The sequence below is a fragment of the Streptomyces fodineus genome (genome assembly GCF_001735805.1).
Classification (GTDB): Bacteria; Actinomycetota; Actinomycetes; order Streptomycetales; family Streptomycetaceae; genus Streptomyces; species Streptomyces fodineus.
In genome coordinates this window covers 1,926,693-1,943,757 of sequence record NZ_CP017248.1, presented here as the reverse complement: position 1 = coordinate 1,943,757, position 17,065 = coordinate 1,926,693, and the positions used below count along the sequence as shown (strand labels likewise).

12 protein-coding genes and 3 pseudogenes are annotated in these 17,065 nt (G+C 70.3%); 6 read left to right on the top strand and 9 right to left on the bottom strand.

The genetic code is table 11. The annotated features are described in order from the left end of the window. Positions 1 to 16 precede the first annotated feature (16 nt). The 3 genes from BFF78_RS07780 to BFF78_RS07775 all read right to left on the bottom strand — a co-directional run bounded on the left by BFF78_RS07780 (position 17) and on the right by BFF78_RS07775 (position 2,893). A complete protein-coding gene (locus tag BFF78_RS07780) occupies positions 17 to 1,159 on the bottom strand; it encodes a globin domain-containing protein (protein WP_069777611.1) in 1,143 nt (380 codons plus the stop codon). Positions 1,160 to 1,685: 526 nt separating this feature from the next. After that, positions 1,686 to 1,817 carry a hypothetical protein gene (locus tag BFF78_RS49310; protein ID WP_257786868.1) on the bottom strand — a complete coding sequence of 44 codons (132 nt, stop codon included), beginning with the start codon at positions 1,815 to 1,817 and terminating at the stop codon, positions 1,686 to 1,688. Positions 1,818 to 2,167: 350 nt separating this feature from the next. Further along, positions 2,168 to 2,893: an integrase core domain-containing protein gene (locus BFF78_RS07775; protein WP_335755313.1), complete on the bottom strand. Its 726-nt coding sequence runs from the start codon at positions 2,891 to 2,893 to the stop codon at positions 2,168 to 2,170. On the opposite strand from BFF78_RS07775, the pseudogene BFF78_RS48010 reads away from it, so the two are divergent. After that, positions 2,827 to 3,048, top strand: a pseudogene (locus BFF78_RS48010) (hypothetical protein); the annotation flags it as partial. The gene BFF78_RS07775 and the pseudogene BFF78_RS48010 sit on opposite strands and share 67 nt — an antisense overlap. Positions 3,049 to 3,354: 306 nt before the next feature. On the opposite strand, the gene BFF78_RS07770 reads toward BFF78_RS48010, so the two are convergent. Beyond that, positions 3,355 to 4,575, bottom strand: a complete 1,221-nt coding sequence (locus BFF78_RS07770) for a glycosyltransferase 87 family protein (RefSeq protein WP_069777610.1) — start codon at positions 4,573 to 4,575, stop codon at positions 3,355 to 3,357. Between the two features lie 252 nt (positions 4,576 to 4,827). Beyond that, a pseudogene (locus BFF78_RS45375) lies at positions 4,828 to 4,947 on the bottom strand (IS5/IS1182 family transposase); the annotation flags it as partial. A gap of 415 nt (positions 4,948 to 5,362) precedes the next feature. Between BFF78_RS45375 and BFF78_RS07765 the strand changes: the two are divergent. After that, a complete protein-coding gene (locus BFF78_RS07765) occupies positions 5,363 to 5,821 on the top strand; it encodes a nucleotidyltransferase domain-containing protein (protein ID WP_227025753.1) in 459 nt (152 codons plus the stop codon). A 56-nt stretch (positions 5,822 to 5,877) separates the two neighbouring features. After that, positions 5,878 to 6,406: pseudogene (locus tag BFF78_RS42825) on the top strand (SWIM zinc finger family protein); the annotation flags it as partial. A gap of 1,064 nt (positions 6,407 to 7,470) precedes the next feature. Here the strand turns inward: BFF78_RS42825 and BFF78_RS07755 are convergent. The 4 genes from BFF78_RS07755 to BFF78_RS07745 form a co-directional block, all read right to left on the bottom strand. Next, the gene (locus tag BFF78_RS07755; protein ID WP_069777607.1) at positions 7,471 to 7,668 is read right to left on the bottom strand and encodes a hypothetical protein; all 198 of its coding nucleotides are present in this window, start codon (positions 7,666 to 7,668) and stop codon (positions 7,471 to 7,473) included. A 508-nt stretch (positions 7,669 to 8,176) separates the two neighbouring features. Beyond that, positions 8,177 to 9,847: an alkaline phosphatase family protein gene (locus BFF78_RS07750; RefSeq protein WP_227025752.1), complete on the bottom strand. Its 1,671-nt coding sequence runs from the start codon at positions 9,845 to 9,847 to the stop codon at positions 8,177 to 8,179. 557 nt (positions 9,848 to 10,404) lie between these two features. Then, complete coding sequence (locus BFF78_RS46035; protein ID WP_159032960.1) at positions 10,405 to 10,557, bottom strand: hypothetical protein; 153 nt, start codon at positions 10,555 to 10,557, stop codon at positions 10,405 to 10,407. A 130-nt stretch (positions 10,558 to 10,687) separates the two neighbouring features. Further along, the gene (locus BFF78_RS07745; protein ID WP_069777606.1) at positions 10,688 to 11,923 is read right to left on the bottom strand and encodes a hypothetical protein; all 1,236 of its coding nucleotides are present in this window, start codon (positions 11,921 to 11,923) and stop codon (positions 10,688 to 10,690) included. Between the two features lie 874 nt (positions 11,924 to 12,797). On the opposite strand from BFF78_RS07745, the gene BFF78_RS07740 reads away from it, so the two are divergent. The 3 genes from BFF78_RS07740 (at position 12,798) to BFF78_RS07730 (ending at position 16,932) form a co-directional block, all read left to right on the top strand. Further along, positions 12,798 to 13,160, top strand: coding sequence for an ArsR/SmtB family transcription factor (locus tag BFF78_RS07740; RefSeq protein WP_069777605.1), 363 nt, complete (start codon positions 12,798 to 12,800; stop codon positions 13,158 to 13,160). Further along, positions 13,153 to 15,837: a magnesium-translocating P-type ATPase gene (gene mgtA, locus BFF78_RS07735; protein WP_079161192.1), complete on the top strand. Its 2,685-nt coding sequence runs from the start codon at positions 13,153 to 13,155 to the stop codon at positions 15,835 to 15,837. The genes BFF78_RS07740 and mgtA overlap by 8 nt, the downstream gene beginning before the upstream one ends. Positions 15,838 to 16,011: 174 nt before the next feature. Beyond that, positions 16,012 to 16,932 (top strand): undecaprenyl-diphosphate phosphatase, encoded by a 921-nt coding sequence (locus tag BFF78_RS07730; protein ID WP_069777603.1) that lies wholly within the window; start codon positions 16,012 to 16,014, stop codon positions 16,930 to 16,932. Positions 16,933 to 17,065 lie beyond the last annotated feature (133 nt).

Sequence of the window (17,065 nt, the reverse complement as noted above, 5' to 3'; positions counted from 1 at the left end):
CGGGTCGGCCGGACGCTCAGTCCTCGGGCGGTTCCCGCAATTTCCGGGGCAGTAACGCGGCCTCGAGTGCGGGCACGTCGAAGGGGTCGAAATGGATCCGCTCCTGCGGGATGCCCTGCCGGGCCAGGGTGGCCCTGGCCTGTGTGACCATGTCCACCGGGCCGGAGAGGAACGCCTCGTGCCGGTACCACGGTCCGAACTCGTTCAGCACCCGCGGCAGGCTACCCTCCAGCCCCGCAATGCGCTCGTGCGACACCGCGGCCCGCACAGAGAGCCAGTGGTGCCGCTGGGACATCCTGAGCATGTCGTCCAGGCCGTAGAGCTCCTCGGCGGTCCGAGCGCCGACGAAGACGTCGACGTAGCGCTCTGTCCCGGTGCGGGCCGCGTCCTCGACCAGGGCCTTGATGGGGGCCATGCCGGTCCCGCCGGCCACGCACACCAGATCCCGGTCGCTGCGCGGGTCGAGCGTCATGTCGCCCTGAGTGGGTCCGAGCCGCACCATGTCCCCGGGCTTGGCGCTGTAGACCAGGCCTTGGCTGACCTGGCCCTGGGCGACCGCACGCACGTGGAAGGTCACGGTGTTGTCCGGTCGCGGCGCGTGCGCGGGCGAGTAGTAGCGCCACGTCTTGGGGTGCCAGGGCGTCTCCACGCTCGCGTACTGGCCTGCCGTGTACGGGTAGGGCGCGTCGGGCCGCACGGTGATTTCCGCGATGCCATGGCCGCGGTGCAGGTGGTGGATGATCTCCGCCTCCCACACCGCGGGCGCCGTGCGGGCGTCCTCCTCCGCGGCGTGCATCATCACCTGCGCGACGACGCCGTATCCGTGCGTCCATGCGGCGGCCAGCTCCGGGCTCCACGCCGGGCCGGCGTAGCGGGCCAGGGATGCAAGCAGGCACTCGCCCACCGCGGGATAGTGGCCGTTCAGCGCCCCGAACTTGCGGTGGTCGCGACCGAGCCGGCCGCAGAACCGGATCAGGTTCTCCGGGTCGTCGACGAGGTCGACGATCTGCAGCAGCCCGCGCAGCAACCGGTCGCGCTGGACGTCCAGATTGTCCGGGAAGAGCCCGCGCACCTCGGGGTAGCGTGCGAACAGAATGGCGTAGAAATACACCGTCATGTCCGCTGCGTACGCGCCGACCACGGCCACACTCGCGCGCATCAGGGCGATTTCCTCCGCAGTCAGCGGCACGAGGTCCGGCAGCGGACTCGGCGCCGGGGGCGAGGGAGTGGAAGGAGGCGCTGCTGATTCCGGTGACTGCGCCGTGGCATCCGGTGCGTCACGGCGTCCTCGCGACGCACGGGAGAATATCACCGGGCGCCTCCCGCGTCAGATTGAATCGTCATCATCATGAGGGAAATTCAGTGTCAGAGCAGTGGGGAGCGGGGACCGCCGTGACCGCTGCACATTCGGTCGCGGTTGCCGGGGACAGGCCGATGACCGGCACGGGGTTCCGCTGTGCCGGATGCCCATCCAGCACCCAGAAAGGGTCCGCCATTCGGCTGTGGCGCCATCTCGATACGACGCCAGGGATCAACTTGACTGGCACACAGGAAATTTGGGAACGGACGGGGCGGAACTCCCTGGGATGCCCTGCCGTTCGGTGGCGATCGACAGGACCGCATTCACCCTAATACACAATCTTCACCCGTCAACCAAAGGATAGGCACGACCTCGCCGCCACTCCTCAGACCGCGGCGCGGCAGCCCGGCAACTCCGCGAAATCCGCGTCCGCTTCTGTCGGTGAGATGCCGAAGCCCGCTCGAATTGCCACCCGAAACCAGTCGGTGTCGGGAGCTGCGGTGGATTCGGAAGTCATGGCTCACGACAGCGTAATACCGAGTGAATTCACCGAGATGAACATGATCTCTGTCGGTAAATCCGGATAACCGGGGCACTCGGGTTCCCGGGCAGCGGTATGGGTGACCCGCGTGAAAACCCTGGTTCGGGCTGATGATCCGGAGGGGATGACAGGTGCCGTCTGGCTGGTCTCCGAGGCTTGGGGAGATCGTTGGTGTGGGGACCGGTGGGGGCGGTGCCGGTTGTAGTGGTCGGTGTAGGTGTTCGGGTCGGTGCGCAGGTGCCGTTCGTTCATGATGAGTAGGCGGTCGGTGCACTCGCGGCGGACGGTGCCGACCCTGCGGCTGCCGAATATTTCGTCCGACCAGGTCAGGCAGCGTGTCGGTACTCGTGGATCACTCCGGAGAGCCGGTTCCGGCGGCGTATGTCCAGACGGGACATCCGTCCGATATCGGTGATTGGTTCGGGGACAGCGCGCAGAGGTACGGCCTGGTGCATCGCTTGATGGGGCCGGTGGGTGTTGTGGTGCTGCTCGAACTGGCGGAGGGCGTGGCGCAGGTGGCGCTCGTTCCAGATGAGGGTGCGGTCGAGGAGTTCGTGGCGGCAGGTCTGGACCCAGCGCTCCATGATTGAGTTCATGTGCGGCATCCGGACGCCGGTGAACACGGTCTGGACCCCGGCGGCTGCCAGGATCTGGTCGAAGAGCGCAGGGAACTTCGAGTCCCGGTCACGGATGAGGTAAGTGACGGTGGCTGAGGCGTCTTCGAGGTCCATGACGAGGTTTCGTGCTGCCTGGCTCACCCAGGGCGCGGTGGGGTGCGCCGTGGTGCCGAGGATCCGGATGCGACGGGTGGTGTGCTCGATGACGGCGAGGATGTACTGGCTTCGGCCGGTCAGGGTGACGGTCTCGATGAAGTCGCATGCCAGGAGGGTGTCGGCGTGGGAGTGCAGGAAGTCGGACCAGGTTGTGGCGGCTCGGTCGGGCGCGGGTTCGATGCCCTCGTTCTTGAGGATCTCCGAGACGGTGGCTGTGGTGCCTGACCGCCCACGCCGCCGCCCGCCTCGACGAGCGCCCGCTCGCCGCCCGCGCGGCAACGGCCCTGCGCCCCGCCCGCACCGAACACGCGGGCGGGGCGAGCGGGATGCTGACGATGGGGCTGGTGGCGCGGTACCTGGCGGAAGCGGAGGCATGCGCCGGCGTGGTGACCGACAAGACCACCGGACCGGTCCAGCCACACGTGCCGAAGTGAGGCCATGAACCGTTCCACGATCGATGACGAGCCGAGGTCGGCGCTTGGTCCTCGTCGGCGACGTCGCACACAGGGCGAGGGCCTGGTGGTCGTCGTCGGTGAGGTCCTTCGCCGCCGCGTTCACGGCCGACTCGTCGATGTCGGCGAGGGCGACGGCGGCGCCGGAGGCGGCGAAGGCGCGGGCGGTGGCCAAGGCCCATGCCGGAGCCGGCGCCGGTGACGAAGGCGACTTGGCCAGGTGCGTGCCGGAATCGACGCCGGCAATCACCGGGGCGGGGCGGCTGACGCCCTTGGTCCTCGGGTGGGTCAACCCATGTGCGCCACCGCGTAGTCCGCGCCTGAGGACGCCGCGTCGTCAGGCGTCGCGTCCGGCCGGGAGGCCGTACTGCGCCAGAGTCGGCGGCAGGAGGAGACCGTTGCCACCAGAAGCAGCCCGTCGCGGATCAGCAGTACGACTATGCCCGGCAGGTTGCTCCGCACGACCGGGCCGAAGCCGATGGGGAATTCGAGCACCGTGAAGAAGCACGCGATCAGGATGAGCAGCACGGGTCGGCGCTGGACTGTGGAGCGGCAGGTCAGGCAGAGTGCGCCGAGGCCGAGCAGCCAGATCAGGTACTGCGGACTGATCACCCGGCTGGTGGTGACGAAGACCAGCACCGCGGCGAACGCAGCGTCGTAGAGCACGACGTCGCTGAAAGTGCGGGCGCGTACCCGCCACCAGACCAGCCAGCAGAAGGCCAGCACCGCGCCGGCCAGTGCGATCCGGGCCGCGGTGGGCACGTACGGGCCCAGGAACTCGAACGATCCGTAGTGCAGCCGGGAGGTGCCGTGCCACAGACCGAGCCAGCGCAGGACATGAAACGGCAGAGCGGCCAGCGACTCGATCTCGACGCCGCGCTGACGCTGCTCGGTGAGGAACGCGAACGGTCCCCGGGTGAAAGCCAGGAAGGCGGAGCTGACACCGACGGTAGTGACCAGCGCCGCACCCCAGGAGCGTCGGGTCGTGCGGCCCGGCCGCGCACCGGCGAGCACGAGTATGGGCCAGACCTTGACCAGCGCGCCGATCCCGGCCAGCGCGCCCGCCACGCGGGGGTGCCGTGCGGCGGCCAGCAGGGCGGCGACGGCGAGGGCGGTGACCATCACGTCATAGCGGGCCAGGGCCAGCGGGCCGAGCACGGCGACCCCGGCGACCCACAGCCAGGCGCCGGCCAGGTCCCGGCCGTTGGCCCGCCCGGCCCGCAGCAGCATCGCCAGGACCGTCGCGTCGGCGGCGCAGGCGAGCAGGTAGAAGGCGTGCGAGTAGGTCAGGAACGGCAGCAGTGCCGGAGCGAGGAAGGCCGCCGCGGCGGCGGGCGGATACTGCCAGGTGACGTCGCCGGCCGGAAAGCTGCCGGTCAGCAGCCGTTCGTACCAGCCGTGGTAGATGACGACCACGTCGGGGCGGACGTCGTCACCGGGGAAGTGCAGGGCGCCGAACAGCGTCAGCAGCAGTGCGGTTCGCGTCACCGCCCAGGCCAGCACCGGCATCCATGTCCTTGAGCGACCCGCGGTCACCGTTCCACGCCAGCACACCGTCACGTTTCAGGGCCTCTCCGTCAACCGCTTTACATGCGTCACACTTCCGGCGTCGGTTCGCATGAAGGTGAAAACACGATGAACATAGTGCGTCACCTTGGTGCAGCACCCTGTGAACGGCTGCAAGCGACTGACCATGCTGCCACCCGTCACGGCGCGGCCCCATTACCGGTGTCGACCGGAACCGTGGCGGATGCCGCCCATACGGTGTCCGGCGCGCCGTCGGCCGCCGCCCTGCGGGCCTGCGACCTGCGTCGGCGGGACCACCCGCTGGAACAGCGCCCACAACTCGTCCGGCAGCAACCGCTCAACCAGATCCGTCATGCGCGGCTCAACGAAGGATCACGCCAAAGGAATCGACGTCTCGGTCGGTGCCAAGCTGCGTGTTGTGCAGCGGCAGCGACGTCTCAGCGCATCCGGCAGGCCGGGTGCTGGCGGAGCTGGTGGGCTGTGAGGGCCAGAGCCTTGAGTGAGTCACCGTCCTCGCGGCGGCAACCGAGACCGTGAACTCCCGCGCCGGGAGAAGGGCTGTGACCGGGTGAGCACCCTGGCGCCGGTCGAGTTGGACGTCAATCCACATAAGTCGTCGGCTCTCACCCCGCCTGCTGGCGGAGCGTAAACTGCACACCAGCAGCAGGGCGGAAAAGAGTCATGCGCGGGCTCACAGAGGCGAACCTCAGGACGCTGGCCGGTGCTCGCTCCTTCGAACGGCTCTTCGATTAGGGACGGGACATCAGAGGTGCATCGCGACGATCAGTCAGTGCATCTTGCGACCGCGCCGTCGCCGGAGCGGGTCGCTGAGATCAACGAGGTCATCGACCGGATCACACGCTGGGCGAGAGGCCGTGATGACATCGTCGGTCTGCTCTTGGCGGGATCTTGCGCCCGCAATGCCGCGCGACCGGACTCCGACATCGACATCGTCCTGCTCACCACGGACGAGTCCCGATATCCGCTTGAGGATGCCTGGACCGTGGAACTGGGGCTGGGCGAAGTGATCCGCACCCAGTCGTGGGGACCGATCACAGAACGACGCTGTTCCACGGCCTCCGGCCTGGAAGTCGAGCTGGGCATCGGCTCCCCGGCCTGGGCGAAGACAGATCCCGTTGATCCGGGGACGCATCGGGTCGTCACCGACGGCGCCCGGGTGTTGCACGACCCGGCAGGCATCCTCGGCGATCTTCTCGCCGCCTGTTGATTGCTCGGCGGCTTGTCGGTGGGGCCCTTGGGCCGCTTGTTGGGCCCGTAGCTGGGGCCGTCGCCCTGTGCCGCGACCACTTCGGAGCCCGCCGCTCCCTGGTGGCGTACCAGCAACTGCGTGCCGCCGCGCGGGCTGCGGACTGCTGGCCGGCCGAGCGCGGGGGAGCAATCGCCCTGCTGCGTAACGACGCGGAGCGACAGCGACACGGCCGGGATGACGGCCCCGTGCTGGTCGACGCCCTGCTCGGCGAGAAGGACGTCGACGCCCCCTGGCAGGCCACCACCCGATCCGGCGCCTCTGACCGGCAGTGGCTCACCCTGGCCGACCAGGCGCGGGCCACCCGTCCCGCCGACGCGCTCGGTGTCTACCTGCGCCTGGCCGCGCCACTGACCAAGCAGACCGGCAACACGGTCTACTAGCAGCTTGTCGGCCTGCTGCTGGGCATCCGCGACTGCCACCGCCGCCTGGGCACAGAGGGTGAGTTCGCCCTGTACTGAGTTCGCCCTGTACGTCACCGCCCTGCGCACCGCCCGGAAACGCAAGCGGAACCTGATGCGCCTCATGGACGAACGCGGTCTGTGAGCCGCACGGCGTCCCGGAGGAGGACCACCAGCCCACGCCACCCTTGTCCCGGCCACCGCCGCTTGTCGAGACCCCGGTGGTCGCAGACCGTCATGTCGGCGTCGAACCCCCGTCCCGAAGTGCCGCGACGCTTCCAACTCCCGCGAGCCGGAAGCCCCACGGGGCAGAGTATGAAGAGTGAACCGCAGAGAAGCCCAAGGGCGGCCCGCGAGAATCCGAGCGGGGTGCCGTCCGGACGTGAGGTGACCTGGACGTTCATGCCGTACGATGCCGGCACCCGACTGGGCCTGTCCTGAGGCCCCTGCGACGCGGTGGTCGCCTGACCCGGCGTCGTACGCCCGCGTGGGCTCAGGCATGGACCGCCGGGCCGGCCGGTGGACGACCCGCCCTCGATGGGCCGGCGACACCCCTCGATGCCGACGACTCCAGACTCCTGTCAACCCACTGCCGCCGGCCCGTAAGGCCGCCCCCGGCGGGCCGCAGAACGGGCCCCGGCCACCGACAACAAGGCATGAAGTGGTCACCCGGTGACCAAGGTCCAGTGCATGTCGTGGAGCGCCTGTCCAATGGGTGCGTAGTAGACGCCGGCCAGGCACCAGGGCTTCCTGCGATGACCGTCGAGGACGGTGTCGCTAGTCGCCGACGTTGTTGTGGGCCCGGGCCGCAGTGGTAGGCCGACGTCAGCATGTACTGGCCCTGGGCGTTCTTCACACGCTAAGAGCCGGAGCAGATGCCGCCGAGGGGGTTCTTCAGCGCCGAAGCTCCGGTCCAGGGGGAGCTGTCATGCTGCCGGGAGGACAGATCCACGCTCTGCAATCGGTGGATCGCGGCGACGTGCACTCCCGCCAGTCGGCCGGCTGCCGTGGCAACCTGCTGCAACGTCTTGCTGTGTCCGATCGCCAGGAGCCCGCTCGCTGTACGGCGGCGTTGTCGTAGCCGACCTCCAGGCCGCTGCCATCCACTGCCGGTGCGATGCTGGTGATGCGGACAGGGGCCGCCATCCCCTCGACTCGCAGCTTCATTGAGGCCAGGCTGTTCAGCAACTTCACGCGGGCCGCGTGGAGTTAGGCCTTGGAATAGCGGGCGGAGCCGACCTCGGCGAAGCCGGGTATGTGCGCGCGGTCGGACTCGGAGAGCCCTTCGGTGATCCGGCCGGCGACGGCGTCGAGGACCTGCTGGCGTTCGTCGATCCGCGTGGCGGCGCGCGAGGCCGGCTGCGTGGCCGGCGCAGAAGAGGCGCCCGCGAGAGGGGGATCACGCACGGTACGCGGCGGCCAGAGTTGCGGCTGGCAGGGCGAAGGCCAGCTATCTGGGCCGTGCAGCATGCGTCATGTGTCGCTGTCTTTCAGCGCGTTCCGTGCCGCCCCAGAGCCGAAGTCCGTACGATCGACCGAAGTCCGTACGATCGATGGATAGCCCGGCGTCATGGCGATGATGCGGCCGGACGATCCGTGGCTTTCGCGTCGATCGCGAACCACGTGTGGTTCCGGAAGCGATGGCTGCCGCCGATCCGGTGCCACATCCGCCTGCCAGGGATCCCGCCGTCGCCGTGTGTGGGCGTTGATGCGCAGCTGTTCTTGGGCGGATCAACGAAGACCGCATGGTTGCGGTGCCATCCGAGTGACTCCCGTCAGCCGCGGTGCACCCCTGGCGATACACGGCCTCTGCGGACAGTCGGCGCATACGGCACTTGACGGCGCGCATGCACGGCTGGGCCGCACGCTGTTGTGTGTGCGTCCCACCCGTGCCGGGGTCACAGGTTGCCGAGGTTCAGCGGACCGGCAGGACCTGGGTGTGGTCCTTCTGGACGGCCTGCAGGTTGTGGGGGTTCAGGCCCAGGAGGGACAGGATCGTCGGGGCGATCTGAGTGGTCTCGACCTGAGCAGTCTTGGTCACGCCCTCGGGGGTTCCCGCGCCGGAGATGACGAGCGGGACGTTCAGGTCGTCGGCGTGGGCGCCGCCGTGCTCGGCGATCTTCTTGGTGCCGCCCGTGTAGACCACGCCGTACTTGGCGATGCCGAACAGGTCCGGGACCCGGGCGTCACCAGGCTTGACGCCGAAGTAGGTGGCCGCTTCCTCGCCCGCGTAGAGCCTGCTCAGCCCGCCGTTCGTGAAGGACTTGGTGGGCTTGCCGTTGATGTCGGTGCCCTTGCCGCTCTGCGAGAGCAGGTACTGCTTGGCGAACGAGGTGGCCTGGGTGGAGCGGTCGTTCAGCCACAGCAGCATGCCGTCGTCGTCCACGGAGTGCGCGACGAGATCGCCGGCGCCCGGGCGCTTCTTCTTCCAGGCGGCGTTGAGCCCGTCGAGCAGCGGACCGTCGTCGATGCGGGTCAGGGACTTGGGGTCGATGGGAGACTGGCCGTGCTTGGCGGACAGCACGATGTCCGTGCTCGCGGCCAGGCCCTTGGCCTGGATCTCCTTGACCATCGCGCCGACCTCGGTGTTGACGTAGTCGAGGTTCTTCTGCAGCAGCGGGCCGGGGACGCCCTTGGAGGCGTAGCCGCCCTTGAGGCCCTCGGAGGAGGGCAGCTTCTGCGCGGTGGAGACCGACTGGAAGTTCATGCCGAAGATCGCAGGGGTTCCGACCTTGTGGGCGCCGGAGTGGTCGTAGCCGTCGATCTCGTTGAGGACGGCCTTGACCTTGTACCCGTCGTACTGCTCGGTCGCCTTGTTGTCGGTGGTCCAGTCGTTCCCGGCCGCGTAGCCGCCTGCGGCGCTGTTGATCTCCGGGGAGAACTGGTCCTGGATGCCCGTGCCCGAAGGGCCGTTGAGGATGTCGTAGGCGATGTGCTTGTCCGACCAGGCGGTGCGCAGGCCGGCCTTGCGGGCCACGTTGAAGACGGTGTTCACCTGCAGGTACGAGTGCGGGTAGACCGGCTTGCAGGTCGTGGGGTCGACGGGCAGCTTGCTCGGGTCGAGCAGGCTCTGCGGCCGGCCCGTCATCTGCAGGATGCTGCCGGGCAGGTTCTTCAGCCCCTGGCCGGCATCGAGGGAGGCCTTGTTCTTGTCCATGTCCTCGGTCATGTCCACCTCTGCGCCGGGTTTGACGCCCTTGCAGTTGGTGGTGCCGGCCGGGAGCAGGGCGTGGTTGTACACGTCGTCGTAGTAGATGCCGGTGGTACCCGGGCCGCCGCCGGTGACCTGGGCGGTCATGCCGGGAAAGGAGTCCGAGGGGTTGGTGGTGTGCGCATCGGTGTAGTGCACGCCGCCGTTCACCAGCCGGGCCAGCGCGGAGCCGGGGTGTCGGGCGATGTACCAGGCCAGATCCGACTGGTGCAGACCGTCGACGGACAGCAGGAGGACGTGCTGGGCGGCTGCCGGCTTCTGCGGCGCGGCGGCGGAGGAGGAGCCGGTGAACTCCGACGCCGCGGCGAGCGAGCCTCCGGCGAGGGCCATGGCGACACCGAGGGCGGCGGCCAGTCGTATGGATCGGCGGGTCACAACTCACTCCAGTTGCTACTGATGACGCGGGCAGCGGTGCGGGACATGAGTAGCCGCCGGTTCTGTCACGGCAACGGCCGGAACCTGAACATTTGACAAACCCGCCGTGTTTGCCCCTCCACGTAAGACCGTGGGCTCGTGACGCCGGAGCGATGGAAGTGAAGCAGGCACTGGCCTCGACCAGCCTGCATGAGACGCCTGCCGAAGACGTTGAGAAGAGCTTGAGAAAACGTTGAACAGGGCGGGCGGCAACCCTGGCATGCACAGGCGCAACAGTGCCGTCGGCAGGCTCAGGCGGCGAAGAGGGCCGCATGCCGGGGTGCACGGGGGCGCCCCCCGATCAGGCTCAGTGGAACCTTGGTTGGGGCTGAGTCGCTGTGGCGCGGGTGGGCCGCCAGGGCGTGAGCGGGGTGGCAGGGCCAGGTGTTCGAGGTGGCCATTGAGGGCGGCGTGCAGTTCGGCGGCCGGTTCGCGGGCCCGGGCCTCGCTGTCCACGTCGTGCAGCTCGAGGTGGACGGGGCCGGCGGAGGAGCCGGGGCGGTTCCGCCGGGAGCGGATCAGGCGGAGGACGGCCTCTCGTACGGCGTGGTACACCGGGCGTCGATGGCGTGCTGTGGGGCACCGAGCACGTCGGCTTCGACCGTCCACCGCGGGGCTTGGCGTTCGACGGCGATGAACACGGCTCGCTGCTTCTCGGCTCCCCTGCACACGCTGGTGAGGGTGTTCAGACCGGTAGCGTCCGGGATCAGGTCGGCGGGGCGGGGAATCGAGCTCCTTCGGTCAGCAGGTTCACGGCCGCCTGTCGACGCGGTGGTTACAGAGCCTCTGCCCTGGCTCATGTCAGTCGCGCTCAGTGATGCACGGACGGCCTGTTGGGGCACTGGCTTCCGCGCCGACCGAGTGGGCGACCCACGGGCCTTGGGGAGGAAGCCGGAGGGCGCCGACGGCGACCTTGCTCGGTTTCGGCGCGACGCACCAGTCCCGTGGAGCGAGCAGGACGCTGAGGGTCACCGCCAGAATCAGCCAGAGCCGGAGGTCGCCGAGGACGTGCGCGTCGTTGGTCAGTCTCGGGGCGAGGTAGAGCGCGCTGAAGGAGACCAGCGACCAGACGGGCACGGGCCGACGCAGCCCCAGGGCCTCCCACACCAGGGTGCCGAGCAGGAGTCCCGCCGAGTAGTAGTCGTAGACGCCGGGATCCAGCAGGAGTCGCGCGCCGATGCCGAGCAGCGGCACCGCCACCCAGCGCCCTCGGAGGACCGCGGCCGCCCCGAGCACGCAGCCGAGTACGAGTTGCGCCGGCCGGTCCCAGGACGGCGTCCCCGCCGCCGACACCCCGAGCGCGCGGAGCGCCGAGGACGGTTCGTTGACGATGTGGTACTGGGTCGCACCCAGCGTCGCGGGGTCCGCGACGACGAAGGGCAGCCAGGCCAGCAGCACGGCGGCGACGGCGTAGAACGCGACATGCCGTCGTCGGGTGCGGGCCACGGCGAGAGCCAGCGGCAGGAGGACCAGTGCCCACGGCTTGGCGTCCACGGCCAGGCCCAGGCTCAGTCCCGTCAGTGCCGGGACGTCAGCGACGACCGCCCGGATCGCCAGTGCCGCGAAGACCAGCGCCAGCACGTCGTCGAGGTGGCTGTAGTGCACCGCCAGGGATGCCCAGACGATCAGGAACACCGCGCCGGCTGCCGCGACGGTCGTCCGCAGGGCCTGCGGGCGCGATCGCAGATCCGGCTGCCGGGCCAGTGCCGTCTGCTCGATCAGCCACAGCACCAGAATGCCGACGCTCATCATCGTCAGCTGGGCGACGACGACCCCGCCGAGGTTTCCCAGAACCCAGGCGCAGAGGAAGGCCAGTGGTCCTATCTGCAGGTTCGGGTAGTTCGCATAGAGGTGCAGGCCCCCCGCCGGCGAGGCTCCGGAGCCGGAGAACAGCAAGGTGCTGCCGTTCGCGAAGTAGTGCCACGAGTAGCCGCCGCCGTGCAGGTCCGCCAGGAACCAGATCGCCGCCCAGGGGCCGAGGAACCACCAGTGCCAGGCGGCCCCGCCCCGCGCGGGGTGGCTGCTCTGATCAGCCATCCTCATGCCTCTCTGGTGGTCGACCCCCTGCCTGGAATGACTCCCCCTGACCGCTCCCGGGTTCCAGCACAAGTATGAGATTTGGGTATGGAGTGTCTGAAACCCGGCCTGGGGCGGCGGGGCTGTGCGTCAGCGTCGGCTCATCAAGCCGTCAAAACCACCATGAGAAGCCGGCGGCGGTCCGAGGTCGGCCGCCGATGTCCTTGGGGACAGCCGGCCGAGCACCTCTGCGACCGGCCCGGCTGGTCTCTGGACCTCGGCAGGAGCAGCGCCGCGCGGCTGTCCGTCCGATGCCGAGACGGTGCAACCGGTGGGCGACCAGGGTGACCAGGGCGGCCGGGCCGTCCAGTCCGGCACAGGTCGGACGCCGGGCGCCGCTCACCGGCCGGTCCCGCGCGGCCCAGGGGCGGGGCCGGGGCGACCGGCGGAGCGGAGGTGTCGGAAGTCATGGCGTCTGTCCTGGATCGCGGTCCGGCAGTGATGCGGTGGGGAGCCCGGGGGGCGCACATCTCCCGGCATTCCTGCAGCCTGGGGGCGCACGCTGAGAGGCCGTCCCGGCGACGTCGGCCGATGGCGGTGGGACGGACGCCGCTTCGTGAGCGGGGAAAGCTCGTCGCGTGGTTGCAGTGCGGATCGGTACCGGCCGCACCGAGTGACGACCGACGCCTGCACGCGGCTGGTATGGGCGGCCCGCCTCGTTGCCCAGTCTCCGTCACCCACCTGCGGGCACAGACCACGGCCGGCTCGGCGCTTTCGTCGAGCGCAGCCTCGATGTGCAGGTGACGCCCGAGAGGTCCGGCAGCTGACGCCTAGACTGGTGGCCGCGCGCATGCGGACGACCCTGGTGGACCGGTGGCGAAAAGGGGAGGGAACTGTGGCGCAGATCGCCGGCGGCTTCGAGGATCCGTCCGCCGAAGTGCTCGCGGAGGCGGCCGCCACTTTCGGGCTGCTGGCCGCGGCGCCGAGGCTGCACATCATGTGGGCGCTGGCCCAGGGCGAGAGCGACGTGAGCGCGCTCGCGGACCGGATCGGCGGGGCGCTGCCCGCCGTCAGCCAGCACCTGTCCAAGCTCAGACTCGCGGGTCTCGTCCGCTCCCGCCGGGAGGGCCGGCGGCAGATCTACTACGTCGACGACCCCGATGTCGTCACGGTCGTCCGCGTGCTGGTCAGCCAGTTGTCCCGGCGCGCCGCGGAACCGGCCGCCCTCGCGGGCGGATTGCAGGGGACCGATGCCTAGGAGTGCCCCGGCCTGGGGAGAAGACGCCGCGGGGCCGGTGTCCGGGGTCGTACCGGGAACGCGCGCGCCGGCCGGCACCGCTGCGCGGACGGCCCCCGGAACGCCCGACGCGGGCACGGCACTGCAGGTGCTGCGGCGGCTGGACACCGGGCCGCGCGGGCTGACCGAGGACGAGGCCGCGTTGCGCCTGACTCGCTTCGGGGTCAACACGCTGCCCGCCCGCAAGGACGCCTCCTGGCCGCTCCTGCTGCTGCGCAGCCTGCGCGACCCCTTCACCGCGGTACTGCTGTGCCTCGCCGTGGTCTCCGCGGTGGTGTTCGCCTGGGCCACTGCCTGTGTGATTCTCGTGCTGGTCGTGATCAGCACGGTGCTGCGGGCCGCGGGCGAGCGCCGGGCCGATCGGTCCGTGGCCCACCTGCGCGAGCTGGTCGCCACCACGTCCACCGTACTGCGCCGGGCCGACGAGGACGCGGCACCCGTCGCCCGGGAGATCCCGGTGGAGGACCTGGTCCCCGGCGACATCGTCCAGCTCGGCCCGGGCGACCTGGTCCCGGCGGATGTACGGCTGCTGCGCGCGAGGGGCCTGTCCGTCCACCAGTCGGCGCTGACCGGGGAGTCGGCCCCGGTCGCAAAACATGCGGCGGACATCGCCGGGCCCGCCCCGGCCGCGGTGTTCGAGCAGCCGCAGCTGTGCTTCCAGGGCAGCAGCGTCGCCTCCGGCAGCGGCACCGCGGTCGTGCTGGAGACGGGCGAGCGCACCCGGTTCGCGGCCGCCCATGACCGCGCGGCCGGCCGACGCCAGCCGAGCGCCTTCGACCGGTCCGTGCACGGCATCTCGTGGATCCTGATCCGGTTCATGCTGCTCACCCCGCCGCTGGTGCTGATGACCAACGCCGCGCTGCGCGACCGGGGGCTGGAGACCCTGCCGTTCGCGGTGGCGGTGGCGGTGGGGCTGACGCCGGAGATGCTGCCGGTCGTCGTCACCACCTGTCTGGCGCGCGGCGCATCGCTGCTGGCCCGCGCGCACGGGGTGATCGTCAAACGGCTTCCGTCCCTGCACGACCTGGGCGCGGTCGACGTGCTGTGCCTGGACAAGACGGGCACCCTCACTCAGGACCGGCCGGTGGTCGAGCGGGGCCTGGACGCGGCCGGTGCCGACGATCCCGAGGTGGTGCGCTGGGCCGCCGTCAACGCCTGGTGGACCCTCCAGCTCGCCGAGCTGCCCGAGCCCGACGCCCTGGACGAGGCGGTCCTGGACGCGGCGGACGAGGACGACCTCATGGCGTACGACGGGGTCGCGGCGCTCCCTTTCGATCCCGTGCGCCGGCTGGCCACGGCCGTGGTGCGCACCCCCGGCCGGCTGGGCTCGCACACGCTCGTCGTCAAGGGCGCCGTGGAGACCGTACTTGAGCGTTGCGCCCTGGAGCCGGAGGAGGCGCAAAGCCTGGCGGAGCTGGCGGACCGAGCCGCGCGCGACGGTCTACGGGTGCTGGCGGTCGCCACCGCCGAACGCCCGGCCCGGCTGCGCGACTACACCCCGGCAGACGAACGCGGCCTGGATTTCCGCGGCTTCGTCACCCTGCGCGACGCCCTCGCGCCCACGGCGGCGGCCGCCCTCGCCGCGCTCGCCGCTCACGGCGTCACCGTCAAGATCCTTACCGGCGACCACCCCGGCACCGCGGCCCGTGCCTGCCGCGACCTGGGCGTCCCGCTCGGTACGGACGCCGTCGTCACCGCCGAGCACACCAACGGCCTGACCGACACCGAACTGGCCGAGCTGGCCCGCCGTACGACGCTCTTCGCCCGCTGCACCCCCGAGCACAAGGCACGGATCAGCGCCGCGCTGCGCACCGGCGGGCACACGGTCGGCTTCCTCGGGGACGGGGTCAACGACGTGCCCGCGCTGTGGGCGGCCGACGTCGGCATCGCCCCGCGCGACGCCACCGACGTGGCCCGCGAGAGCGCCGACGTGGTGCTCGCCGAGAAGAACCTCACCGCCATCGGCCACGCCATCTCCGCGGGCCGGCACAGCAGCGGCAACATCGCCACGTATCTGCGCGTCACCCTGTCCTCCAACGTCGGCAACGTCATCGCGATGCTCGCAGCCGGCCTGCTGCTGCCCTTCCTGCCGATGCTCCCGGCGCAGGTGCTGGTGCAGAACCTGTGCTTCGACACCGTGCAACTCGCCTTCGCCTACGACCGCCCCCACCCGGCCCTGCTGCGCCGCCCGGCCGCACTGGATCCGAGCGCCCTGCTGCGCTTCATCACCGGGTTCGGCATCCTCAACGCGGCGGCCGACCTCGCCACCTTCGCCGCCCTGGCCCTCTCCCTGCACGGCGCGGGCCCAGCCGGGGACGAGGCGGTCTTCCACTCCGGCTGGTTCACCGAGAACCTGATCACCCAGAGCCTGGTGATGCTGCTGCTGCGCACCGGCCGCCGCTTCTTCGAGGACCGACCGCCCGGCCCGGTCGGCTGGGCCGCTGCCGCTCTCGCGGTCATCGGCCTGGTGCTGCCGCCCTCCCCTCTCGGCCCGCCGCTCGGCCTCCCCACGCTCCCGCTTGAGTATTACCTGCTTCTCACCATCGTCCTCGCCCTCTACGCCGCCGGACTCGTCCTGGCCCGCAAGCACCACGAACGCAACCTGCTCGGCGGGGGCAATTCGGGCGATGGCGGGTAATTCCTGGCGCCGGTCCGGGTGTCGGCGTCCAAAGAGGGAGCAATGGTTGCCGGACACTTCGGATGGCCTGTCGGTTTCTTGCCCGCCTGCAGTACCTTGCGCGACCGGAGCCGTCCGCCGCGCGCGGGGTCCGCGGTTCCGTTCTCTCGCGCACCTGGAGACGAAGGCCGGCCCATGTCCGTTCTGACCTACCCCGAAGCCGTGGGCGTCGGCCTGCTGCAAGGCGTCACCGAGCTGTTCCCCGTCTCCAGCCTGGGGCACAGCATCCTGATCCCGGCGCTGCTGGGCGGGCACTGGAAACACGACCTGGACGTCTCCGCCGACGGCTCCCTCTATCTCAACGAGCTGGTCGGCCTCCACCTGGCCACCGCGCTCGCGCTCGTCGTCTACTTCTGGCGGGACTGGGTCCGGGTGATCCGGGGCCTTGCGACGTCGGTCACCCAGCGCCGGATCGAGACCGTGGACCAGCGGCTCGCCTGGCTGATCGTCAGCGCGTGCATTCCGGTCGCGGTCGCCGGCGTCGCGCTCGACAAGGTGTTCCGCACGACGCTCGGGAAGCCCGTCCCGACCGCGATCTTCCTGGCGCTCAACGGCATCGTGCTCTTCGTCACCGAGCAGCTGCGGCGCGGCGGCAGCGGCCGCAGGCGGGCCGGGGCCGTGACCGCCCCCGGGGAGGAGCATCTGTCGGCGGAGGAGCAGTCGGACCTGCGGATAACCCGGATGACGATCCGGCAGGCCGTGACGATCGGTGCGGCCCAGATCCTCGCCCTCTTGCCTGGCATCAGCCGATCCGGATCCACGATCAGCGCGGGGATCTTCAAGGGCCTGGGCCACGAGGACTCCGCCCGCTTCGCCTTCCTGCTCGCCACGCCGGTGATCGGCGGAGCCGCACTGCTCAAGCTGCCCCCGCTGCTCGGCGCCCAGGGCGACGGCCTGCGCGGTCCGTTGCTGGCGGGCGGCGTCGCCGCCTTCGTGGCGGCCTACCTCGCCACCCGCTACCTCGTCCGCTACTTCGAGAACCGCACTCTCATCCCGTTCGCCATCTACTGCTCGGCGGCGGGCCTGGGCAGCCTCGCGTACTTCACGTTGGCGTAAGTGTGTTGTCCGCTCAGGCTGAGCCGGGGATCGGCTGGTTCACGCCAGGGTGAGGGGCGTCCGCCCCAGCCGGCGTGGCGGCGGCTGCCACGCGGGTGAGGGGGCACGCTTTCCTCCTCAGGCCTAAGGGCGT

Excerpts from the sequence above, each read along its gene's own strand:
- BFF78_RS49310 (WP_257786868.1), bottom strand. The coding sequence starts at position 1,817 with ATGACTTCCGAATCCACCGCAGCTCCCGACACCGACTGGTTTCGGGTG.
- mgtA (WP_079161192.1), top strand. The coding sequence starts at position 13,153 with ATGCCTAGGAGTGCCCCGGCCTGGGGAGAAGACGCCGCGGGGCCGGTG.
- BFF78_RS07770 (WP_069777610.1), bottom strand. The coding sequence starts at position 4,575 with ATGCCGGTGCTGGCCTGGGCGGTGACGCGAACCGCACTGCTGCTGACG.
- BFF78_RS07730 (WP_069777603.1), top strand. The coding sequence starts at position 16,012 with ATGTCCGTTCTGACCTACCCCGAAGCCGTGGGCGTCGGCCTGCTGCAA.
- BFF78_RS07745 (WP_069777606.1), bottom strand. The coding sequence starts at position 11,923 with ATGGCTGATCAGAGCAGCCACCCCGCGCGGGGCGGGGCCGCCTGGCAC.
- BFF78_RS07780 (WP_069777611.1), bottom strand. The coding sequence starts at position 1,159 with ATGCGCGCGAGTGTGGCCGTGGTCGGCGCGTACGCAGCGGACATGACG.